Genomic DNA, 20,607 nt, shown 5'->3' with positions numbered 1-20,607 from the left:
CCGCCCCGGCTCCGCCCAGCCCAGCGGCAGCGGCGGCGCAGACCCTTGACACTGCCTCCGTGCGCGTCAACTCTGATGCGCAGAGCCGGTTGGCCGGCCGAGGGAGGCGATCATGCCTGCAGCGCGGGAATCCCTACTGGACGCCGCCTACACGGCGCTCGGACGCCGTCCGTGGTCCGCCGTGCGGATGGTCGACGTCGCCGCCGTCGCCGGGGTGTCCCGGCAGACCCTCTACAACGAGTTCGGGAGCAAGGACGGCCTCGCCCGGGCCCTCGTACGCCGGGAGGCCGACGCCTACCTCGCCGGGGTGGAACGGGCCCTGGTGAGCCGCCCGGAACCCCGGGAACGGCTCGCCGCGGCCGCCGAGTGGACGGCGTCCGCGGCACGCGGGAACGCCCTGGTGCGGGCGATGCTCACCGGGTGCTGGGGGGAGCGGCTGCCCTCGCCGACCCTGTCCGCCGTGCCGTCCTCCTCGGCCGTGCCGGCGCAGCGGCGGGCCGACGGGCCGCTGCCCTCGCCCGGCGACCTCGTGGCCCTGGTGCGCGACCGGGCCGTCGCCTCGCTGGCCGCCTCCCAGGGGCCCAGGCCCGAGGCGGCGGAGCTGGCCAGGGCCTGTGAGCTCGCGGTGCGGCTGGGGGTGTCGTGCGTCCTGGCCCCGGCCGGCGAGGGCGGAGCGGCGGGGCTGGTCAGGGACGCGCTGGCCACCGTGAAGTCCGTGGTCTGACGCCGAAGCGGTGGTCTGACGCCGGAGCGGCGGTCCGACGCCGAAGCGTGGTCGTGGTCCGACGCCGGAGCCGTGGGCTGACGCCCGGCCCGGGGCTTTCAGTGGGCCGAGCCCGACAGCTGCAGGCCGATGACCCCTATGATCACGAACGAGATCGAGACGATCTTCAGCGTGGACACCAGGTCGCCGAGGAAGATCATGCCGTAGATGGCCGTGCCCGCCGCGCCGATGCCCGTCCACACCGCGTAGGCGGGACCCACGTCGAGCTTCTTCAGTGACAGGGTGAGCAGACCGAAGCTGCCGAGCGCGAAGACGCAGAAGGCGACCGTCGGCCAGAGTCTCGTGAAGCCGTGGGAGAGCTTGAGGCAGACGGCGAAACCCGTCTCCAGGAAACCCGCCACGACGACCAGCAGCCACGCCATGTGATGCCCTCCTGAGCTCCGTGACCGCTCCGTGACCGCTTCGTCCCGTCCGGATCCGGTCGTCCCGCCCGGATCCGGCTCGGTGCGATTATGCCTTTACCGTTGCGAGAGGGATGCAAACAACACAGAGGTCGTGCGGGGATCACGGGATCAGTCGCCCTCGCGCCGCTCCCGGGTCGAGAGCAGCCGGCGCAGCGAGTAGAGGCGGGCCGGGTCCGCGTGCCCCTCGGCGACCCACGCGTCCAGCGCGCAGTCCGGCTCGTCGTGGCTGCACGCGCGCGGGCAGCCCTCGGTGCCGGGCTCCAGGTCGGGGAAGGCCTTGATGACCCGCGAGGGGTCCACGTGGTGCAGGCCGAAGGACCGCACGCCCGGCGTGTCGACCACCCAGCCACCGCCGTCCGGCAGGGGGATCGCGCGCGCCGAGGTCGTGGTGTGCCGGCCGCGCCCCGTGACCGCGTTGACCACGCCCGTGGAGCGCCGCCGCTCCTGCGACACGAGCGCGTTGACCAGCGTCGTCTTGCCGACGCCGGAGTGCCCGACGAACGCCGTGATCTTGCCGTCCAGCTGCTTGCGCACGCGCTCCACGGCCTCGCCGCTCTCCAGCTCCTCGCGGCTCGTGACGACGTACGGGACGCCCAGCGCCCCGTACGACTCCAGGAGCTCCTCGGGGGAGGCGAGGTCCGACTTGGTGAGGACGAGGAGCGGGTCGAGACCGCCGTCGTACGCCGCCACCAGGCAGCGGTCGATCAGGCGCGGGCGCGGCTCCGGGTCGGCCAGGGCCGTGACGATGGCCAGCTGGTCGGCGTTGGCGACGACCACCCGCTCGTACGGGTCGTCGTCGTCCGCCGTGCGGCGCAGGACCGAGGTCCGCGGCTCGATGCGGACGATCCGCGCGAGGGTGTCCTTCTTGCCCGACAGGTCGCCGACGATGGCGACCCGGTCGCCGACCACCGCCGCCTTGCGGCCCAGCTCGCYGGCCTTCATGGCGAAGACCACGCGGTCCTCGACCAGGCACGTCAGCCGGCCGCGGTCCACGGTGAGGACCATGCCCTGCGCCGCGTCCTCGTGCTTGGGGCGGATGTTGGTCCGCGGCCGGTTGCCCTTGCGGTTCGGGCGCTCGCGGATGTCGTCCTCGTCGGTGTGCTTGCCGTAACGGCGCATGATCCCGGTCCGCCCGTCAGTTCCCGAGCATTCCGGTCCACAGATCGGGGAAGTCCGGCAGGGTCTTCGCCGTCGTCGCCACGTTCTCGATCTGCACGCCGTCGACCGCGAGGCCGAGGATCGCTCCCGCGGTCGCCATGCGGTGGTCGTCGTAGGTGTGGAAGATCCCGCCGTGCAGCCGGCGCGGGCGGATGCGGAGGCCGTCGGCCGTCTCGGTGACGTCGCCGCCGAGCTCGTTGATCTCCTTGGTCAGCGCGGCCAGCCGGTCCGTCTCGTGCAGCCGCAGGTGGGCCACGCCGCGCAGGGTCGAGGGGGAGTCGGCGAGGGCCGCCACCGCCGCGATGCCCGGGGTCAGCTCGCCGACCTCGCCCAGGTCCGCGTCGATGCCGTGGATCGCACCCGAACCGGTGAACTCAAGGCCCCGCTCGGTCAGTTCGCAGGAACCGCCCATCTCGGTGAAGATCTCGCGCAGCCTGTCACCCGGCTGGGTGGTGCGGGCGGGCCAGTCGGGGATGACGACCGTGCCGCCGGTGACCAGGGCGGCCGCCAGGAACGGCTGCGCGTTCGACAGGTCCGGCTCCACCGTCAGATCGCGGCCCAGCAGCGCGCCCGGGGTGACGCGCCAGACGTTCGGCTCGCCGCCCGACTCCGGGGTGTCCACCTGGGCGCCGACCGCGCGCAGCATGTCCACGGTCATCCGGATGTGCGGCATGGACGGCAGCGTCGAGCCGGTGTGCCGCACCTCCACGCCCTGGTTGAAGCGCGGCGCGGACAGCAGCAGCGCCGAGACGAACTGCGAGGACGAGGACGCGTCGATCTCGACCGGGCCGCCGTCCAGGGCCCCGCCGCCCTGCACGGTCAGCGGGAGCGCGCCGCGGCCGTCGTCGTCGATGCGGGCGCCGAGGGCGCGCAGGCCCTCGATGACCCCGGTCAGGGGACGCTCGTACGAGCGGGGGTCGCCGTCGAAGCGGATGGGGCCGTCGGCCAGGGTGGCGACCGGCGGCAGGAAGCGCATCACCGTGCCGGCGTTGCCCACGTCGACCGTGGCCGGGCCCTGCAGGCCCGAGGGGATGACGCGCCAGGCCTCGCCCGAACCGTCGGGGCCCACGCCCTCCTCGATGCCGACGCCCATCGTCCGCAGGGCACCGGCCATCAGGAGGGTGTCGCGGGAGCGGAGGGGGCGGCGGAGCCAGCCGGGCTCGGCCGCGAGGGAGGCGAGGACGAGCGCGCGGTTGGTGACCGACTTGGACCCGGGCACGTGGACCGTCGCGTCGACGGGTCCGGTCGCGTGCGGGGCGGGCCAGAGGGCGGTGTGGGCGGGGTTAACGGGCATGCCCTCACTTTAGTGGGGGTTCGCTCCGCTGGGTTTGGCCGGGAAGTGGCACCGTCGACTGGGGGCGCGGGTGTGGCTGGTGCCGGCCTGGATGTCGGGTGCGGGTGCGTGGGGGCTGGGCGCGCAGTTCCCCGCGCCCCTTCAGGGCGCTAAAGGGGGAGGAGCCATTTGGCGCCGCCCATCAAGGCGCACAGGGAGACCACGTGGAAGAGGAACAGCCACAGGCCCGCCGGGGCGTGGGTCAGGCGGGCGAGCTGGTCGGCGTCCGAGTCGCCGGCCCCGCCCCGCCGGCGCTTGGCCTGGAGCTCGAAGGCCGGGCGGACCCCGCCGAGCAGCAGGAACCAGACGACGGCGTACGCGAAGGCCGCCTGCACCTGGGGACCGGCCAGCCAGGACACCGCCACGAACGTGCCGCCGCTGACCAGCACCGTGAGGGCGCCGTACGCGTTGCGGATCATCACGAGCATGGCCACGAGCAGCAGCGTGGCCAGCCAGAGCAGGGCCGTGATGTGCCCGGCGCCCAGCAGCGCGGCGCCGCCCAGGCCGAGCAGCGGAGGAGCCGTGTAGCCGGCCGCGGCCGTGAGGATCATGCCGGGGCCGGTCGGCTTGCCGCGGCTGACGGTGAGGCCGCTGGTGTCGGAGTGCAGCCGGATGCCGTCGAGGCTGCGGCCCGTGAGCAGCGCGACCAGACCGTGGCCGCCCTCGTGGGCGATGGTGATGGCGTTGCGCGACAGCCGCCACACCGGGTGCGGGACGATCACGGCCAGCGCGGCCACCAGGGTGGCGACGACGACCCAGGTGTCCGGGTCCGGCTGGCTGCCGAAGACCTCGTCCCAGACGGTGGCCAGCGAGGTGGCTGCGGTGCTCTCCATTGTGCGGTTGCTCCCTGAGGGCATGTGGAATCTGGCAGTGTGGCACGTATGTGCGGACGGTATGCATCGAGTCGTGGGCCCGAGGATCTCGCAGGAATCTTTGAGATCGAGAAATGGGATCCGGAGGAGGCTCTGGAGCCCGATTTCAACGTGGCGCCGACCAAAGAGGTCTACGCGGTCCTGGACCGTCCTCTTAAGGACGCCGAGGACCCGACGCCGGTTCGGCAGCTGCGCCGGCTGAAGTGGGGGCTGATCCCCTCCTGGTCGAAGACGCCGGAGGGCGGCGCGCGGATGATCAACGCCCGCGCCGAGACCGTTCACGAGAAGCCCTCGTACCGGCGCGCCTTCACCTCGCGGCGCTGCATCATCCCCGCCGACGGCTACTACGAGTGGGTGACCGGCACCGCCGAGCGCGACCTGGAGGTCGAGGGCAAGAAGAAGCGGCCCCGCAAGCAGCCGTACTTCGTCCTCCCCGCCGACGGCTCGGTCTTCGCGATGGCCGGGCTGTACGAGTTCTGGCGCGACAAGACCCTGCCCGACGACCACCCGCGGGCCTGGTGGGTGACGTGCACCGTCATCACCACCGAGGCGGAGACCGCCCCGCTCGCGGTCGCGCCGAAGGAGGGGCCCGGCTCCCTCGCCGACATCCACCCCCGGATGCCGCTGATGCTCACCCCGGACCGGTGGGACGCCTGGCTGGACCCCGCCCGTACGGACGTCGAGGAGCTGCGCACCCTGCTCGCGCCGCCGCCGGAGGGGCTGATGCGGGCGTACCCCGTCTCCACGGCGGTGAGCAACGTCCGCAACAACGGCCCGGAGCTGCTGAACGAACTGGACGGGCCCGAAGAGGCCACACTCTTCTGACGTGACACACAGAACAGAGATCGTTCAGACGGTCGACACGGACGCGGGCACCGCCCGGATCACCTGGCACCGCGCCGAGGCGGTGGAGAAGAAGGCACGGCTGGTGCTCGCCGCCGGCCACGGCGCGGGCGGCGGGATCGAGGCGCCCGACCTGCGGGCACTGGCCGCGGAACTGCCCGCGCACGGGGTGACCGTCGCCCTCGTCGAGCAGCCCTGGCGCGTGGCGGGCAAGAAGCTGGCGCCCGCGCCGAAGACGCTGGACGCGGGCTGGCGGGGCCTGTGGCCGGCGCTCGCCGCGCCCGGGCTCCCCGTCGTCGCCGGGGGCCGCAGCGCCGGGGCCCGGGTCGCCTGCCGCACGGCCGGCGAGCTGGGCGCGCACGCCGTCCTCGCGCTCTCCTTCCCGCTGCACCCGCCGGGGCGGCCGGAGAGGTCGCGGGCCGCCGAACTGCTGGGCACCGGGGTGCCCACCCTCGTCGTCCAGGGCGGCAACGACCCGTTCGGACGTCCCGGGGAGTTCCCTGAGGGCGCGTACGGACTCGTCGAGGTGCCGTACGGCGATCACGGGTTCGCCGTGCCGAAGCGGGCCCCGGTCGGCCGGGAACAGGCCTTGACGGTCCTCACCGACGGCGTTCTGAAGTGGGTTTCGTCACTCGGGTGAGCCCGGGAATGTTGCGTCCCGGACCGCTGTTGTGCGGATCAGACAACACGGAACGCGTGTTGTGGGTCGTCGCACGAGAGGAAGTCCGCCGCATGGGTTCGACCATCTGCCCGAGCCGTGGCAGCACCACCGACCTGGAGTGGTCGGTGCTGCACGCGGCGAAGACCGTCCCTGTTCGGGCGGCGGGCGGACCGGATCGGCAAGCCGCCGTGACCGCCGGTCGTCTATTCTCCGATTCAGGTGGGACCGGTTTCGGCCCCGCCCAGACTCTGGAGGAGGTGGGTCCGGTCACAGGGACCGACGCAGGGACCGAAAACGGCCAGGCGGAGCAGCCCGGGAACCCGGGCAGCAGTGAGTCGACCGCCGAGCGCAGCGCGCGCTTCGAGCGGGACGCACTGGAGTTCCTCGACCAGATGTACTCGGCCGCGCTGCGCATGACGCGGAACCCGGCCGACGCCGAGGACCTGGTGCAGGAGACGTACGCGAAGGCGTACGCGTCCTTCCACCAGTTCCGTGAGGGCACCAACCTCAAGGCGTGGCTGTACAGGATCCTCACCAACACGTTCATCAACTCGTACCGCAAGAAGCAGCGCGAGCCCCAGCGGTCCGCCGCCGAGGAGATCGAGGACTGGCAGCTGGCGCGCGCCGAGTCGCACATGTCGACCGGTCTGCGCTCCGCCGAGGCGCAGGCGCTCGACCACCTGCCCGACTCGGACGTGAAGGCCGCCCTCCAGGCGATCCCCGAGGAATTCCGCATCGCCGTCTATCTCGCGGACGTCGAGGGCTTTGCGTACAAGGAGATCGCGGACATCATGGGGACACCCATCGGTACGGTGATGTCCCGCCTGCACAGGGGCCGTCGGCAGTTGCGCGGCATGCTTGAGGACTACGCCAAGGACCGCGGCCTGGTCCCGGCGGGCGCCGGAGAGTCGGACGGAACGAAAGGCTCGGGCTCATGAGCTGCGGAGAGCCGCACGAGACGGACTGCAGTGAAGTACTCGATCATCTTTACGAGTTCCTCGACCACGAGATGCCCGATGCCGACTGCACCAAGTTCGAGGTGCACTTCGAGGAGTGCTCCCCGTGCCTTGAGAAGTACGGCCTGGAGCAGGCGGTGAAGAAGCTCGTCAAGCGCTGCTGCGGTCAGGACGACGTGCCGACCGACCTGCGGGCCAAGGTCATGGGCCGCATCGACCTGATCCGCTCGGGGCAGGCCGTGCCCGAGCACGAGGTCACCTCCGCGGACGCCCGCGGCGCCGCGGCCGAGGGCTGACGGCCGCAGGGCTGCACGACCACACGGCTGCACGACCACACGGCTGCACGGCCACACCGAGGCCGGACCGGTTCGCCCGGTCCGGCCTTCGGCGCATCCGACACATCCGGCACATCACCGGGCGGCAGCGCGGTGTCGTCCGGTCACGGCGCCGCCGGGCGCGGCCTCCGGCGCCGTCAGATCTCCAGCGCGCTCTCGATCCTCTTCAGGCTGTGCCGGGCCAGCGCCAGGTTGCTGCGGCCCCGGTCGAGCGCGAGGTACAGGAAGAGCGTTCCGCCGCTGGCGGTGAGCGGGCGTATCAGGTGGTACTGCTTGCCCAGCGTGATCAGGACGTCCTCGATGGTGTCGTCCATCGCGAGCGAGGACAGCGTGCGCAGCTTCGCGCGCATCACCTCGGTGTTGCCGGCCGACGCGAGTTCCAGGTCCAGCCCCGGTCCGCCGCCGAGCGTGCCGAGGGCCATGCCGCTCTCGTAGTCGACGAGGGAGACGCCGATGGCGCCCTCCACGGCCATGGCTTCCTTGAGCGCGGTCTCGATGTTCATGCTGCCCCAATTCCTCGGTGACGCCGCCTGTTCGTTCTTCGTACATCTACGATCGAACCCGGGCGGTCAGTGCGTCACAAAATACAAAATATGCTGCCTGTTGCGTAAGTTGAAGCTCAAAGTAGTGTGCGAGGTGTCAATACGTGAAGGGGGAACGGGGACATGACGACGGCCGTTGATGCCTCCCTGGGCCGGCTCCTGGACTCCCCCGGGATCACCGGCGTCGCGCTGGTCGACGCGGTCACCGGGTTCACCTACGGGGTGGCCGGTGACGCCGCCGAGGCCGGTGACGGCGCCGAGTGCGCCGAACTCGCGGCCCTCATCGCCCCCCTCCCGGCCGGTCCGGACCCGTACGAGTCATGTGCGGGTCCGGCACGCGGCTCACTCGTACGGGCGAATCTCCTCCGTCGGCCCGGTGAATCCGGTCCATGCCCGCCCGGGGCCGCACCCCGCCGTCCTATCGTCGGCCGACGGGTCCGGGCCACCGGGGAGGGGAGGGCCATGCGGTCGGTTCCGCCGTGGGCACGGGTCTACGTCGTCTGCACCGCGCTCGGCGCGGTGTCCTGCGCCGCGCCGTCCCCGGGCACGCGCGCCCCCTGGGCCGCGGTGGCGCTGTTCGCCGCGCTCTGCGCCGCCTGCGAACTGCTCGCCGCCCGCCGCTCCGCGGGCGAACGCAGGCCCGACGGCACCGGCGCGCCCGCGGAGGGCGGCGCCGGTCTCGGCTGGCACACCCCGGTGATGCTCGCCGCCGCCTTCCTGCTGCCACCGCCCGCCGCGGCCCTCGTACCGCTGCCCGGCGCCCTGCTCGCGCGGGTCGAGCAGCGGCCCCGCGGCCTGCGCCGGACCTGGCGGGCCGCGCAACTGGTCCTCTGCACCTGGGCCGCCTCCCGGGTCCACTGGGCGCTGGGCGGCCGGGACGCGGTCGTCACCTCCGACTTCCCCTACGCCCTGGTGGCCGCCGGCGCGGCCGTGGTGGCGTTCTGCCTGGTCCTGGCCGTGCTCGACGGCGGCATCCTGGTGCTCGCCGAACGGGTGCCCGTACGCGTGGCCCGGCGCGGGCTCTTCCTGCGCCCGCTCGCCCCCGTCGCCGTGCACGGGCTCGCCGGGCTGATGATGGCGGTGCTCTGGCGCAGCCCGTACGGACCGGCCGCCGCGCTGCTCGTCCTGCTGCCGATGTACGTGTCGTGGTGGGCGTTCGCCCAGTACCACCGGGAGCGGGCCGCCCACCGGGCCACCATCCGGGCCCTCGTGCAGGCCGTCGACATCAAGGACGGCTACACGCGCGGGCACAGCGAACGGGTGGGCCGCGCCTCGATGATGATCGCCCGCGAACTGGGCATGGACGACGAACGGGCCGAGGCGCTCAGGTTCGCCGGCATCCTCCACGACGTGGGCAAGCTCGGCGTCCCCACCCGGCTGCTGCGCAAGGACGGACCGCTGACGCCGGAGGAGCGCCGGATCATCGAGCTGCACCCCGAGTACGGACACGAGATGGTCCGCGGGATCGGCTTCCTGGAGGAGGCCAGGTCGGCGATCCTGCACCACCACGAACGGCTCGACGGCAGCGGCTACCCGTACGGGCTGAAGGGCTGCCGGATACCCGAGTTCGCCCGGGTGGTGGCGGTCGCGGACGCCTTCGACGCGATGACCTCCACCCGGTCCTACCGACGGGCGCGGCCGGTCGCGGCGGCGCTGGCGGAGCTGGAGCGCTGCGCCGGGACGCAGTTCGACCCGCGGATGGTGCAGGCGTTCGCGCGGGCCCTCGGACGGCAGGGCTGGCATCCGGCGGTCACGGCGGACGAGCCGCCGCCGCACGGCCGGCCCCGCCTGCCGGCCCCGTACACCCCCGTCGCCACCGAGCCGGGGGCCCGCCGCGGCACCGCCCCGGGCGGGCCGAGGCCGTGAACGCCCTCGTGGCCGCGCGGGGCGGCGCCGCGCTGTTCGCCGTCCTCGCCCTCGCCGCCACCCTCTGGCACGGCATCGACGGGCGCGGGACCGCCCTCGCCTTCGGGGTGCTCGTCGCCGTGGGCGAGCTCGTGCGGTGGAGCGGCGCGCAGGAGCGGGAGCCGGCGCCGCTCGCCGCCGCCGGGGCCCTCGCCTACGCGCTCCTCGGGGAGAACGGCGGGCACCCCACCCACGACGGTGTCCCGCAGGTCGTCGCCGTGGTCACGGCCGCCTCCCTGCTGGGCTGCGTGCCGCACGTGGCGAAGGGGCGCGGGCCCACCGCCGACCACCTCACCCGGCGCGTCCTGACCGTCGGGTTCGCCGCCGTGTGCTTCCAGCCCTTCTACGGCCTGGGCAGGGCAGGGCGGTGGCCCGGGGACGGCCCCGGGTACGCGGCGCTCGTCGTCGCGCTGCTCGTCCTGACCGCGCTGTGGGACGCCGTGCTGGCCGCGGCCCTGGAACACGCGCGGACCCGGTGGCCGTTCGGGCCGCTGCTGCGCGACGAGCTGCGGGCCACCCTCGGCATCGGGTCGGCGGTCTGCGCCACCGGAGCCGTCATCGCGCTCGCGGTCGCCGTCGCCGGACTGTGGGCGCTGCCCGTCCTCTCGCTGCCGCTGCTGCTCACCCAGCTCTCCTTCCGGCGGTACGCGGCCGTGCGGGCCACCTACCGCCAGACGATCGCCTCCCTCGCGCGGGCCACCGAGATCGCCGGGTACACACCGGCGGGGCACGCCCGGCGCGTGGCGGCGCTCAGCCGGGCCGTCGGCCGCGAGCTGGGGCTCTCCGGGCCCGAGCTGACCGTCCTGGAGTACGCGGCCCTGATGCACGACATCGGCCAGCTCTCCCTCGTCGACCCGGTGCCCGCCGGGGCCACGGCGTGCCTCGCCCCCGCCGAGCAGCGGCGCATCGCCCTGCTCGGCGGCGCGGTGGTGCGCCGGACGGGGGTGGCCGCCGAGGTCGCCGTGACGGTGGAACGGCAGGCGGACCCGTACCGCGAACAGCCGGTCGGCGCGAGAATCGTCCGGGCCGTCAACGCATACGAGGAGAAGGCCAGGGAAGCGGGTCCCGGTGGGTCCCTCGGGGCACTGGAGGAGCTGCGGCTGGGCACCGCGCGCGACTACCAGCCCGAGGTCGTCGAATCGCTGGCCAGGGTACTGGCGAGAGACGGTCTTACCTCGCCCCCGGTTGGGTAACCCATGGGTAATGAGCGCCCGTCCGACCGTCCGTGGTTGGATGCGAGGAAGAGGACACAGGGGGCACAGTCCAGCCCGAGGCTGCACGCTCTTCGACGAACTGGCAGGCGGGAATCGTGAGGATCTTCGGCAAGGGACGGCACCGGCCCTCCGCCTCATGGCGGCAGGCCACCGACCGTGCGTTCACACTGATCGGCGACGGCCGGTACGAGGACGCGGGGGCGCTGCTGACGCGCGCGGCGGACCTGGAGCCCTGGCTGTCCGAGTCCTGGTTCAACCTCGCCCTGCTGCACAAGTTCCGGCACGACTGGGAGCAGGCGCGGGCGGCCGGCCTGCGGGCCGTGGCCCTGCTCGACCGGGAGACCGGGGCCCCCGACTGGTGGAACGTCGGCATCGCGGCCACCGCGCTGCAGGACTGGCCGCTGGCCCGGCGGGCCTGGCAGGCGTACGGGCTGAAGGTGCCCGGCGGTTCCTCCCGGACCAAGGCCGGCGCGGGGGCCGGTGCCTCCGACGAGCCGGTGGGCATGGACCTCGGCAGCGCAGCCGTGCGGCTGTCGCCCGAGGGCGAGGCCGAGGTGGTGTGGGGACGGCGGCTCGACCCCGCCCGCATCGAGGTCCTCTCCATCCCGCTGCCGTCCTCCGGGCGGCGCTGGGGCGAGGTCGTCCTGCACGACGGGGTGCCGCACGGGGAGCGGACCACGGCGGCGGGGCACGCCTATCCCGTCTTCGACGAGATCGAGCTGTGGGCGCCGTCGCCGGTGCCGACCTGGGTCGTGCTGCTTGAGGCGGAGGCCGAGGACGACCGGGACGCGCTGGAGCGGCTCGCGGCCGACGCCGGGTTCGCCGCCGAGGACTGGTCGTCGTCCGTACGGCTGCTGTGCCGGATGTGTTCCGAGTCGCGGATGCCGTCCGACGAGGGCGACGGGGAGCACCTCGATCCGCACGACCACAGCGAGCCGGGGCATCCCGGGCCGCTGGGGCACGTGACGGACGGGCAGCTGTGGGTGCCCGAGCGGGAGTGCGGCCTCGCGGCCCCGGCCTCGCTGGTGCGGGGGCTGCTGGACGGGTGGGTCGCGGACAGTCCCGACACCCGGGACTGGCGGGACCTCGAAGAGGTCTGCTAGCCGCTCAGGCTGGGCAGGGCCGCATCGACCGTCGGGTGCGGGTGCGTCGTGGTCCCCCAGCCTTCGGCCGGGAGGTACCCCCAGGTCGCGCAGTTCCCCGCGCCCCTGTCAGGAGCGCCCCTGCGGGGCGGCTCCTGACGAAAAACGCCCCGTACCCTGTACGGGCACAGTGCTATCCCCGTTCCCCAGGAAGGCATACGTCGGTCATGGCGCAGCAGGACACCGATCAGCAGCACGCGGGCGTGCTCCCCGTGGACGACGAAGGTTTCGTCATCGACACCGAGGACCCGGCGGAGCGCGAGGCGGCCTACCGCGAGCGCGGGACCTCCCGGCCCATCACGGTCGTCGGGAACCCGGTGCTGCACAAGGAGTGCAAGGACGTCACGGAGTTCGGCGACGACCTCGCCCGGCTGGTCGACGACATGTTCGCCAGCCAGCACACCGCCGAGGGCGTAGGTCTTGCCGCCAACCAGATCGGCGTCGACCTCAAGGTCTTCGTGTACGACTGCCCGGACGACGACGGCAAGCGGCACGTGGGCGTCGTCTGCAACCCCGTGCTCGTCGAACTGCCCGCCGAGCGGCGCCAGCTGGACGAGAGCAACGAGGGCTGCCTCTCGGTGCCGACCGCGTACGCGCCGCTCGCGCGCCCCGACTACGCCGAGGTCACCGGGCAGGACGAGAAGGGCAACCCCATCAGGGTCCGCGGCACGGGCTACTTCGCGCGCTGCCTCCAGCACGAGACGGACCACCTGTACGGGTACCTGTACATCGACCGGCTCTCCAAGCGCGAGCGCAAGGACGCGCTGCGGCAGATGGCCGAGAACGAGCCGCGGTACCCCGTCGTCGCCAACGACTGAGAACAGCCGGGAACAGCCGGGAACGGCGGGGAACCCCTGAGAACGTCTGTGAACGGCTGAGACGGAGAACGACAGGCGGGAACGTGCGCGTCCCGCTCCCACGGCGCCCGGTCGGAACCCCTTCCGACCGGGCGCCGTTCGTCTGCGCGTCCTGCGTTCGATCCTTTGTGCGCCCATAGCGATCCATATTCAGTCACACATAGGGAGATTCTCGGCACTGCGGAGTAGTGGGAGAAGCAAATCCGTTCCCAGAACGGTCAGTTGTGGTGCTGAATGGGAAGTGCGGGGATACGCAACGGCGCACGCCCGGCACAGCGGGAGGGGCGTGTCGTCAACAGGCGGCTGAGAGGGGTTTGTTCGTGCCTGCTTTCGTACAGCGCACCACCACGACGTACACCCCGGCCCTCGTTCCACCGGCGCTCTCCCTGCCGGCGATCGAGGCCGGGTTTCCCCGTCAACTCCATCCGTATTGGCCGAAGCTCCAGGAGAACACCCGGGCCTGGCTCCTGGAAATGCGCCTCATGTCGGCGCCCATGATTGAGGCATATGCCGACGGGCTTTGCTACACCGACCTCATGGCGGGCTTCTACATTGGCGCGCCCGACGAGGTCCTCCAGGCGATAGCGGACTACAGCGCGTGGTTCTTCGCCTGGGACGACCGCCACGACCGCGACGTCATCCACGGCCGGTCGGCGGCCTGGGAGCGGCTCAGGATCCTGCTGCACGCGACCCTGGACTCCCCGAAGGAGCACCTGTACCACCAGGACCCCCTGGTGGCGGGGTTCGCGGACAGCATGGTGCGGCTGTACTCGTTCCTGGGCGAAGGATGGAACGCCCGGTTCGCCGAGCACTCGCACGCGGTGATCGAGGCGTACGACAAGGAATTCCACAACCGCACGTCGGGCATCGTCCCGACCGTCGAGGAATACCTCGAACTGCGCCGGCTGACCTTCGCGCACTGGATATGGCTCGACCTGCTCGAACCGAGCGCGCAGTACGAACTGCCCGCCGCCGTGCGGGAGAACGCGGCCTATCGGCGGGCCGCTCTGCTGTGCCAGGAATTCGCCGCCTGGTACAACGACCTGTGTTCCCTCCCCAAGGAAATGGCGGGCGGCGAGCTCCACAATCTCGGCATCAGTCTCATCCACCACGAGGGAATGACGCTGGAGGAATCCGTCAAGGAAGTCAGGCGCCGGGTGGAGGAATGCATCACCGGATTCCTGGACGCCGAGGAACAGGTGCTGAGGTACGCGGAAGAAATCGACAACGGGTCCGTGCGGGGCGCAGAATTGGCGGCTGCCGTGCGGGCGTGCCTGTTCAACATGCGGAACTGGTTCAGCTCCGTGTACTGGTTCCACCACGAGTCGGGACGGTACATGGTCGACAGCTGGGACGACCGCTCCACACCCCCGTACGTCAACAACGAAGCGGCAGGTGAGAAATGACCGTCGAGTCCGTACGGTCCGCTGCGCACCAAGCGGCGGAACTGTCCGATCCGCCCTTCGCCGGGGGCGGCGTCCCCGGCCTCGGACACGGCCTGAAGCTGGTCCGCGACCCGCTGGGCTTCCTGGCCCGGCTGCGCGACGAGGGCGATGTCGTCCGGCTGAAGCTGGGCCCCAAGACGGTGTACGCCGTCACCACGCCGGCCCTCACCGGAGAGCTGGCGCTGAGCCCCGACTTCAAGATCGACGGCCCCCTGTGGGAGTCCCTGGAAGGCCTGCTCGGCAAGGAGGGGGTGGCGACCGCCAACGGGTCCCGGCACCGGCGCCAGCGGCGGACGATCCAGCCCGCCTTCCGGCTGGACGCCATCCCCGGCTACGGGCCGATCATGGAGGAGGAGGCGCACGCCCTCGCGGAGCGCTGGAAGCCCGGCGAGACGATCGACGCCACCTCCGAGTCGTTCCGGGTGGCCGTCCGCATCGCCGCCCGCTGCCTGCTGCGCGGCGACTTCATGGACGAGCGCGCGGAGCGCCTGAGCGTGGCCCTGGCCACCGTTTTCCGCGGTATGTACCGCCGTATGGTGATCCCGGCGGGACCGTTCTACCGTCTTCCGCTTCCGGCCCACCGTGCATTCGACCGGGCATTGGCCGATTTGCATCTCCTGGTCGATGAGATCGTGGCCGAACGGCGCGCATCCGGTCAAAAGCCGGACGATTTGCTGACGGCATTGCTGGAGGCGAAGGACGAGAATGGCGCGCCCATCGGGGAACAGGAGATCCACGACCAGGTCGTCGCGATACTCACCCCCGGCAGCGAAACCGTCGCTTCCACGATCATGTGGCTGCTGCAGGTCCTCACCGAACACCCGGAACACGCCGACCGGATACGCGAGGAGGTCGAATCGGTCGCGGGTGACCGCCCTGTCGCATTCAGTGATGTGCGGCAGCTGACGCACACGAACAATGTCGTCGTCGAAGCCATGCGGCTGCGTCCCGCCGTATGGATATTGACACGCCGTGCCGTGACCGAAACCGCACTCGGCGGGTATCGCATTCCGGCCGGGGCCGACATCGTCTACAGCCCGTACGCGATCCAGCGCGATGCGCGTTCGTACGACGGGAATCTGGAGTTCGACCCCGACCGCTGGCTTCCGGAACGGGCCGGGGACGTCCCGAAGTACGCGATGAGCCCGTTCAGCGTCGGCAATCGCAAGTGCCCCAGCGACCACTTCTCGATGGCGCAGCTCAGCCTCGTCACGGCCGCGGTGGCCGCGCGCCGGCGCCTTGAGCAGGTTCCCGGGTCGGACGACACGACCCGGGTGGGCATCACGCTGCGTCCGCACCGGCTGCTGCTGAGGGTCCTGCCGAGGTGAGCCGGGCCGGGACCCGGCGAAGCTGATCCGGCCGGGTCCCGGTGCGCGTACGGCGTACGGTCAGGCGGCGTGCGAGCCCCTGAACGTGCGCCGGTACGCGTGTGGAGTGGTCCCCAGCGCACGGACGAACTGGTGGCGCAGCGCGGCCGCGGTCCCGAACCCCGTGCGGTCCGCGATGAAGTCCATCGTCTCGTCCGTGCCCTCCAGCAACTCCTGCGCCAGCAGCACCCGCTGGCGCAGGAGCCAGCGGTACGGGGTGGTCCCCGTCTCCTGCTGGAAGCGCCGGGCGTAGGTGCGCGGGGACATGTGCGCGCGGGCGGCGAGCTGCTCGACGGTCACCTCCTGGTCGAGGTGGCGCTCCATCCAGACGAGCGTCTCGCCGACCGTGTCGCACTGGGAGCGCGGCAGCGGCCGCTCGATGTACTGGGCCTGCCCGCCGTCGCGGTGCGGCGGCACGATCATGCGGCGCGCGATGCTGTTGGCGACCTCCGGGCCCTGCTCCTTGCGCACGATGTGCAGACAGGCGTCGATGCCGGCGGCGGTGCCCGCCGAGGTGATCACCGGGTCCTCGTCCACGTACAGCACGTCCGGTTCGACCTTCGCGCGCGGATGGCGCTCGGCCAGCGTCCGGGCGTGGCGCCAGTGGACCGCGCAGCGCCGCCCGTCCAGCAGCCCGGCCGCGCCCAGCACGAAGACCCCGGAGCAGACGCTGAGCACCCTGGCGCCGCGCTCCGCGCCCCGGACCAGGGCGTCGAGCAGCTCGGGCGGATAGGTGCGCCCGATGTAGTGGCTGCCGGCCGGCACGACGATCAGGTCGGCCTCCTCCAGCCGGTCGAGGCCGTACGGGGTGGAGACCGTGAACCCCGGGACATGGGTGCGCAGGCTGGGCCCCTCGGCCGAGGCGACCGCGAAGTCGTACACGGGCAGGCCCTCGTCGCTGCGGTCGAGGCCGAACACCTCGCAGACGACGCCGAGTTCGAAAGGATGCGCGCCGTCGAGCAGGACGGCGGCCACGTTGGTCAGCATGCTGCCAGTGTGCACCCCGACTGGCAGGAAATCGAGGGTGTGCGGCAGTCCTGCCACTCACGGTAAGGGGCATTCGGCGCCACAGTGGTGTCCATGAATACGACACAGCTGGAAGGCCTGATCGGAATGCTCTTCGTCCTCGCAATCCTGGCCCTGCTCGTCCTCCCCGCCACGTTCGGTGTCGTGCGCGACCGGCGCATCGACCGTCAGCTCAGGAAGGCCGAGCAGGACGCCCGGCAGGACCCGCGGGACCCGCAGGGCCCGCGGATCCCCCGGGATCAGAAGTCCTCGTCGAGGTCGACCGTCCCCTCCACCGCCACCTGGTACGCCGAGGGACGGCGCTCGAAGAAGTTGGTCAGCTCCTGAACCCCCTGCAGCTCCATGAAGGAGAAGGGGTTCTCGGAGCCGTACACCGGGGCGAAGCCGAGGCGCTGCAGGCGCTGGTCGGCGACGCACTCCAGGTACTGCCTCATCGAGTCGGTGTTCATGCCCGGGAGACCGTCACCGCACAGGTCGCGCGCGAACTGCAGCTCGGCCTCGACGGCCTCCCGGAGCATGTCGGTGACCTGCTCCCGCAGCCGGTCGTCGAAGAGCTCCGGCTCCTCCTTGCGGACCGTGTCCACGACGTCGAAGGCGAAGCTCATGTGCATCGTCTCGTCGCGGAACACCCAGTTGGTGCCGGTGGCCAGGCCGTGCAGCAGGCCCCGGCTGCGGAACCAGTAGACGTACGCGAAGGCCCCGTAGAAGAAGAGCCCCTCGATGCACGCGGCGAAGCAGATGAGGTTGAGCAGGAAGCGGCGGCGGTCGGCCTTCGTCTCCAGCCGGTCCAGCTTCTCCACCGAGTCCATCCACTTGAAGCAGAACTCGGCCTTCTCGCGGATCGACGGGATGCTCTCGACGGCGTCGAAGGCCGCCGCCCGGTCCGCCGGATCGGGCAGGTAGGTGTCGAGCAGCGTCAGGTAGAACTGGACGTGCACGGCCTCCTCGAAGAGCTGGCGGCTCAGGTAGAGCCGCGCCTCCGGGGAGTTGATGTGCTTGTAGAGCGTCAGCACCAGGTTGTTCGCCACGATCGAGTCGCCCGTCGCGAAGAACGCGACCAGCCGGCCGATCATGTGCTGCTCGCCCGGTGACAGCTTCGCCAGGTCGGCGACGTCCGAGTGGAGGTCGACCTCCTCGACGGTCCAGGTGTTCTTGATCGCGTCCCGGTAGCGCTCGTAGAAGTCCGGGTAGCGCATGGGGCGCAGGGTCAGCTCGAAGCCCGGGTCGAGCAGGTTCTTCTCGGCCTTCCCGATCTTCTCGGTCTTCTCGGGAGCGCCGGGTGCTTCAGGTGCGGTGGTCATTACTGGCAGGCCTCGCAGGACTCGGGGTTCTCAAGGGAGCAGGCGACCGCGTCGGGGTCGGCGGCCTGCTGGACGGGGACGGTCTTCGCCGCCGGCCGGGCCTGGGCGGCGCGGGCGATGCGGGTCGCCGGGCGCGAGCGCAGGTAGTACGTCGTCTTCAGCCCCGACTTCCAGGCGTACGCGTACATCGAGGAGAGCTTGCCGATGGTCGGCGTCTCCAGGAACAGGTTCAGCGACTGGGCCTGGTCCAGGAACGGGGTCCGGGCGGCGGCCATGTCGATCAGGCCGCGCTGCGGGATCTCCCACGCCGTGCGGTACAGCGCACGCACGTCCTCGGGGACCCAGGTGAAGCCCTGCACCGAGCCGTTGGACTCGCGCAGCGCCTCCCGGGTCTGCGAGTCCCACACCCCGAGCTCCTTCAGCTCGGCCACCAGGTAGGAGTTGACCTGGAGGAACTCGCCGGACAGCGTCTCGCGCTTGAACAGGTTGGACACCTGCGGCTCGATGCACTCGTACACGCCCGCGATGGAGGCGATGGTGGCGGTCGGCGCGATGGCCAGCAGCAGCGAGTTGCGCAGGCCGACGGCGGCGATCCGCTCCCGCAGGGCCGCCCAGCGCTCCGGCCAGTTCAGCTCGACGTCGTAGTGGTCCGGGTGCAGCACGCCCCGGGCCGTACGGGTCTTCTCCCAGGCCGGCAGCGGGCCGCTGCGCTCGGCGAGGTCGGCGGACGCCTCGTACGCGGCCAGCATGATCCGCTCGGCGATGCGGGTGGACAGGGCGCGCGCCTGCGGGGAGTCGAACGGCAGCCGCAGCTTGAAGAAGACGTCCTGCAGCCCCATGGCGCCCAGACCCACCGGACGCCACCGGGAGTTGGAGCGGCCCGCCTGCTCGGTCGGGTAGAAGTTGATGTCGACGACCCGGTCCAGGAAGGTGACGGCGGTGCGGACGGTCGCGTCCAGGCGCTCCCAGTCGATGTCCCGGGCGTCCGCGTCGACGAAGGCGCCCAGGTTGACCGAGCCGAGGTTGCAGACCGCGGTCTCCCCGTCGTCCGTGACCTCCAGGATCTCGGTGCACAGGTTCGAGGAGTGGACCGTGTGGCCGGGCAGCGCCGTCTGGTTGGCCGTGCGGTTGGCGGCGTCCTTGAAGGTCATCCAGCCGTTGCCGGTCTGCGCGAGGGTGCGCATCATGCGGCCGTACAGCTCACGGGCCGGGATGGTCCTCTTCGCGAGACCCCGCTCCTCGGCCCCGCGGTACGCGGCGTCGAACTCCGCGCCCCACAGGTCGACCAGCTCGGGCACGTCCGAGGGCGAGAACAGCGACCAGTCGCGGTCCTCGTCCACCCGGCGCATGAACTCGTCCGGGATCCAGTGCGCGAGGTTCAGGTTGTGGGTGCGGCGGGCGTCCTCGCCGGTGTTGTCGCGCAGCTCCAGGAACTCCTCGATGTCGGAGTGCCAGGTCTCCAGGTAGACCGCGGCCGCGCCCTTGCGCCGGCCGCCCTGGTTCACCGCCGCGACCGAGGCGTCGAGGGTCTTCAGGAACGGGACGATGCCGTTCGAGTGCCCGTTGGTGCCGCGGATCAGCGAACCGCGCGAGCGGATGCGGGAGAACGAGAGGCCGATGCCGCCGGCGTGCTTCGACAGGCGCGCCACCTGGTGGTAGCGGTCGTAGAGGGAGTCCAGCTCGTCCAGCGGGGAGTCGAGCAGGTAGCAGGACGACATCTGGGGGTGGCGCGTACCGGAGTTGAAGAGGGTGGGGGAGGAGGGCAGGTAGTCCAGGCGGCTCATCAGCCGGTACAGGGACACCACCTCGTCCACCGAGCGGTCGCTGTCGTCCTCGGCCAGGCCGCTCGCCACCCGCAGCATGAAGTACTGCGGCGTCTCGACGACGGACCGCGTGATCGGGTGCCGCAGCAGGTAGCGGCTGTGCAGGGTGCGCAGCCCGAAGTAGCCGAAGCGGTCGTCGGCGCCCTCGGCGCGGGAGGCGTCCGCCAGCGCGTCGAGCCGGGCCGCGTGGAGGTGTACGAACGCGGCCGTGCGGTCGGCGATCAGGCCCTCGCGGTGGCCGACGGCGACCGACTCCGAGAAGGAGCGCACGCCCTGCGAGGCCGCCTCCGCGGCGATGGTGACGGTCAGCAGGCGGGCGGCCAGCTTCGAGTAGACCGGGTCCTCGGAGATGAGGCCCGCGGCCGCCTCCGTGGCCAGCTCACGCAGTTCGGACTCGTCCGCGGCGGCGGACCGGCCGCGCAGCGCGGCGGCGGCGACCCGGCCGGGGTCGGCGTCGGGGAGGTCGGCGGTGAAGTCGGTCAGGAGCCGCAGCAGCGCGGTTCCCGGTGCGTCGGCCTCGGCCCTGTCCTGCTGCTCCCGGCTCGCTGTCGCGGAGACCGGATCGGCTGGCGCGATGGTCACGTGGGGCTCTCCCTCGCTCGGCACGGGGCCTGCGGGGGGGCCTGCGGGGAGGGGGGT

At 71.8% G+C, this 20,607-nt stretch carries 20 protein-coding genes; 12 read left to right on the top strand and 8 right to left on the bottom strand.

The window, feature by feature from the left end; genetic code table 11:
* Positions 1 to 112 precede the first annotated feature (112 nt).
* On the top strand, positions 113 to 724 hold the full coding sequence (locus tag FGF04_RS13935; RefSeq protein ID WP_149511619.1) for a TetR/AcrR family transcriptional regulator: 612 nt from the start codon (positions 113 to 115) through the stop codon (positions 722 to 724).
* A 98-nt stretch (positions 725 to 822) separates the two neighbouring features.
* Here FGF04_RS13935 and FGF04_RS13930 read toward each other — a convergent pair whose 3' ends face one another.
* The 4 genes from FGF04_RS13930 to FGF04_RS13915 all read right to left on the bottom strand — a co-directional run bounded on the left by FGF04_RS13930 (position 823) and on the right by FGF04_RS13915 (position 4,512).
* The gene (locus FGF04_RS13930; protein ID WP_149511618.1) at positions 823 to 1,146 is read right to left on the bottom strand and encodes a DMT family transporter; all 324 of its coding nucleotides are present in this window, start codon (positions 1,144 to 1,146) and stop codon (positions 823 to 825) included.
* 150 nt (positions 1,147 to 1,296) lie between these two features.
* Positions 1,297 to 2,307: a ribosome small subunit-dependent GTPase A gene (gene rsgA / locus FGF04_RS13925; RefSeq protein ID WP_149511617.1), complete on the bottom strand. Its 1,011-nt coding sequence runs from the start codon at positions 2,305 to 2,307 to the stop codon at positions 1,297 to 1,299.
* A 16-nt stretch (positions 2,308 to 2,323) separates the two neighbouring features.
* Positions 2,324 to 3,640 (bottom strand): 3-phosphoshikimate 1-carboxyvinyltransferase, encoded by a 1,317-nt coding sequence (gene aroA, locus FGF04_RS13920; RefSeq protein ID WP_149511616.1) that lies wholly within the window; start codon positions 3,638 to 3,640, stop codon positions 2,324 to 2,326.
* A 149-nt stretch (positions 3,641 to 3,789) separates the two neighbouring features.
* Positions 3,790 to 4,512: a M50 family metallopeptidase gene (locus FGF04_RS13915; RefSeq protein ID WP_149511615.1), complete on the bottom strand. Its 723-nt coding sequence runs from the start codon at positions 4,510 to 4,512 to the stop codon at positions 3,790 to 3,792.
* Positions 4,513 to 4,560: 48 nt separating this feature from the next.
* On the opposite strand from FGF04_RS13915, the gene FGF04_RS13910 reads away from it, so the two are divergent.
* The 4 genes from FGF04_RS13910 (at position 4,561) to rsrA (ending at position 7,307) form a co-directional block, all read left to right on the top strand.
* Complete coding sequence (locus tag FGF04_RS13910) at positions 4,561 to 5,376, top strand: SOS response-associated peptidase (protein WP_149511614.1); 816 nt, start codon at positions 4,561 to 4,563, stop codon at positions 5,374 to 5,376.
* 1 nt (position 5,377) lies between these two features.
* Positions 5,378 to 6,034, top strand: coding sequence for an alpha/beta hydrolase family protein (locus tag FGF04_RS13905; RefSeq protein WP_235882325.1), 657 nt, complete (start codon positions 5,378 to 5,380; stop codon positions 6,032 to 6,034).
* Positions 6,035 to 6,312: 278 nt separating this feature from the next.
* The gene (gene sigR, locus FGF04_RS13900) at positions 6,313 to 6,993 is read left to right on the top strand and encodes an RNA polymerase sigma factor SigR (RefSeq protein ID WP_188114121.1); all 681 of its coding nucleotides are present in this window, start codon (positions 6,313 to 6,315) and stop codon (positions 6,991 to 6,993) included.
* Positions 6,990 to 7,307, top strand: a complete 318-nt coding sequence (gene rsrA, locus FGF04_RS13895) for a mycothiol system anti-sigma-R factor (RefSeq protein WP_149511612.1) — start codon at positions 6,990 to 6,992, stop codon at positions 7,305 to 7,307. The genes sigR and rsrA overlap by 4 nt, the downstream gene beginning before the upstream one ends.
* A 176-nt stretch (positions 7,308 to 7,483) precedes the next feature.
* Here rsrA and FGF04_RS13890 read toward each other — a convergent pair whose 3' ends face one another.
* Positions 7,484 to 7,849 carry a hypothetical protein gene (locus FGF04_RS13890; protein ID WP_149511611.1) on the bottom strand — a complete coding sequence of 122 codons (366 nt, stop codon included), beginning with the start codon at positions 7,847 to 7,849 and terminating at the stop codon, positions 7,484 to 7,486.
* A gap of 501 nt (positions 7,850 to 8,350) precedes the next feature.
* Between FGF04_RS13890 and FGF04_RS13885 the strand changes: the two genes are divergently transcribed.
* The 6 genes from FGF04_RS13885 to FGF04_RS13860 all read left to right on the top strand — a co-directional run bounded on the left by FGF04_RS13885 (position 8,351) and on the right by FGF04_RS13860 (position 15,779).
* A complete protein-coding gene (locus tag FGF04_RS13885) occupies positions 8,351 to 9,754 on the top strand; it encodes an HD-GYP domain-containing protein (RefSeq protein WP_149512263.1) in 1,404 nt (467 codons plus the stop codon).
* Positions 9,751 to 10,986 (top strand): HD-GYP domain-containing protein, encoded by a 1,236-nt coding sequence (locus FGF04_RS13880; RefSeq protein ID WP_149511610.1) that lies wholly within the window; start codon positions 9,751 to 9,753, stop codon positions 10,984 to 10,986. The genes FGF04_RS13885 and FGF04_RS13880 overlap by 4 nt, the downstream gene beginning before the upstream one ends.
* A gap of 116 nt (positions 10,987 to 11,102) precedes the next feature.
* The gene (locus FGF04_RS13875) at positions 11,103 to 12,110 is read left to right on the top strand and encodes a tetratricopeptide repeat protein (RefSeq protein WP_149511609.1); all 1,008 of its coding nucleotides are present in this window, start codon (positions 11,103 to 11,105) and stop codon (positions 12,108 to 12,110) included.
* Positions 12,111 to 12,316: 206 nt separating this feature from the next.
* Positions 12,317 to 12,967, top strand: coding sequence for a peptide deformylase (gene def / locus FGF04_RS13870; protein WP_149511608.1), 651 nt, complete (start codon positions 12,317 to 12,319; stop codon positions 12,965 to 12,967).
* 359 nt (positions 12,968 to 13,326) lie between these two features.
* Entirely contained in the window at positions 13,327 to 14,412 is a 1,086-nt protein-coding gene (gene cyc1, locus FGF04_RS13865) for an epi-isozizaene synthase (protein ID WP_149511607.1), read from the top strand.
* Positions 14,409 to 15,779 (top strand): bifunctional albaflavenone monooxygenase/terpene synthase, encoded by a 1,371-nt coding sequence (locus FGF04_RS13860; protein WP_149511606.1) that lies wholly within the window; start codon positions 14,409 to 14,411, stop codon positions 15,777 to 15,779. The genes cyc1 and FGF04_RS13860 overlap by 4 nt, the downstream gene beginning before the upstream one ends.
* Positions 15,780 to 15,839: 60 nt before the next feature.
* On the opposite strand, the gene FGF04_RS13855 is transcribed toward FGF04_RS13860, so the two are convergent.
* The gene (locus FGF04_RS13855) at positions 15,840 to 16,805 is read right to left on the bottom strand and encodes a helix-turn-helix domain-containing protein (protein WP_149511605.1); all 966 of its coding nucleotides are present in this window, start codon (positions 16,803 to 16,805) and stop codon (positions 15,840 to 15,842) included.
* A gap of 93 nt (positions 16,806 to 16,898) precedes the next feature.
* Between FGF04_RS13855 and FGF04_RS13850 the strand changes: the two genes are divergently transcribed.
* The gene (locus FGF04_RS13850) at positions 16,899 to 17,171 is read left to right on the top strand and encodes a hypothetical protein (protein ID WP_188114080.1); all 273 of its coding nucleotides are present in this window, start codon (positions 16,899 to 16,901) and stop codon (positions 17,169 to 17,171) included.
* Here the strand turns inward: FGF04_RS13850 and FGF04_RS13845 are convergent.
* Positions 17,084 to 18,145: a ribonucleotide-diphosphate reductase subunit beta gene (locus FGF04_RS13845; protein WP_408055618.1), complete on the bottom strand. Its 1,062-nt coding sequence runs from the start codon at positions 18,143 to 18,145 to the stop codon at positions 17,084 to 17,086. The two genes, FGF04_RS13850 and FGF04_RS13845, sit on opposite strands and share 88 nt — an antisense overlap.
* Positions 18,145 to 20,550 (bottom strand): ribonucleoside-diphosphate reductase subunit alpha, encoded by a 2,406-nt coding sequence (locus tag FGF04_RS13840; RefSeq protein WP_149511603.1) that lies wholly within the window; start codon positions 20,548 to 20,550, stop codon positions 18,145 to 18,147. Before FGF04_RS13840 ends, FGF04_RS13845 begins: the two co-directional genes overlap by 1 nt.
* Positions 20,551 to 20,607: the final 57 nt, after the last annotated feature.

Origin of the sequence: Streptomyces apricus (assembly GCF_008369065.1) — a bacterium.
Lineage (GTDB): Bacteria > Actinomycetota > Actinomycetes > Streptomycetales > Streptomycetaceae > Streptomyces > Streptomyces apricus.
The sequence above is the reverse complement of the archived record's forward strand: the minus strand, read 5'-3'. Positions and strand labels throughout refer to the sequence as shown.

Excerpts from the sequence above, each read along its gene's own strand:
- FGF04_RS13935 (WP_149511619.1), top strand. The coding sequence starts at position 113 with ATGCCTGCAGCGCGGGAATCCCTACTGGACGCCGCCTACACGGCGCTC.
- FGF04_RS13930 (WP_149511618.1), bottom strand. The coding sequence starts at position 1,146 with ATGGCGTGGCTGCTGGTCGTCGTGGCGGGTTTCCTGGAGACGGGTTTC.
- aroA (WP_149511616.1), bottom strand. The coding sequence starts at position 3,640 with ATGCCCGTTAACCCCGCCCACACCGCCCTCTGGCCCGCCCCGCACGCG.
- FGF04_RS13915 (WP_149511615.1), bottom strand. The coding sequence starts at position 4,512 with ATGGAGAGCACCGCAGCCACCTCGCTGGCCACCGTCTGGGACGAGGTC.
- FGF04_RS13910 (WP_149511614.1), top strand. The coding sequence starts at position 4,561 with ATGTGCGGACGGTATGCATCGAGTCGTGGGCCCGAGGATCTCGCAGGA.
- rsrA (WP_149511612.1), top strand. The coding sequence starts at position 6,990 with ATGAGCTGCGGAGAGCCGCACGAGACGGACTGCAGTGAAGTACTCGAT.
- FGF04_RS13890 (WP_149511611.1), bottom strand. The coding sequence starts at position 7,849 with ATGAACATCGAGACCGCGCTCAAGGAAGCCATGGCCGTGGAGGGCGCC.
- FGF04_RS13885 (WP_149512263.1), top strand. The coding sequence starts at position 8,351 with ATGCGGTCGGTTCCGCCGTGGGCACGGGTCTACGTCGTCTGCACCGCG.
- def (WP_149511608.1), top strand. The coding sequence starts at position 12,317 with ATGGCGCAGCAGGACACCGATCAGCAGCACGCGGGCGTGCTCCCCGTG.
- FGF04_RS13860 (WP_149511606.1), top strand. The coding sequence starts at position 14,409 with ATGACCGTCGAGTCCGTACGGTCCGCTGCGCACCAAGCGGCGGAACTG.
- FGF04_RS13855 (WP_149511605.1), bottom strand. The coding sequence starts at position 16,805 with ATGCTGACCAACGTGGCCGCCGTCCTGCTCGACGGCGCGCATCCTTTC.
- FGF04_RS13850 (WP_188114080.1), top strand. The coding sequence starts at position 16,899 with ATGAATACGACACAGCTGGAAGGCCTGATCGGAATGCTCTTCGTCCTC.
- FGF04_RS13845 (WP_408055618.1), bottom strand. The coding sequence starts at position 18,145 with ATGACCACCGCACCTGAAGCACCCGGCGCTCCCGAGAAGACCGAGAAG.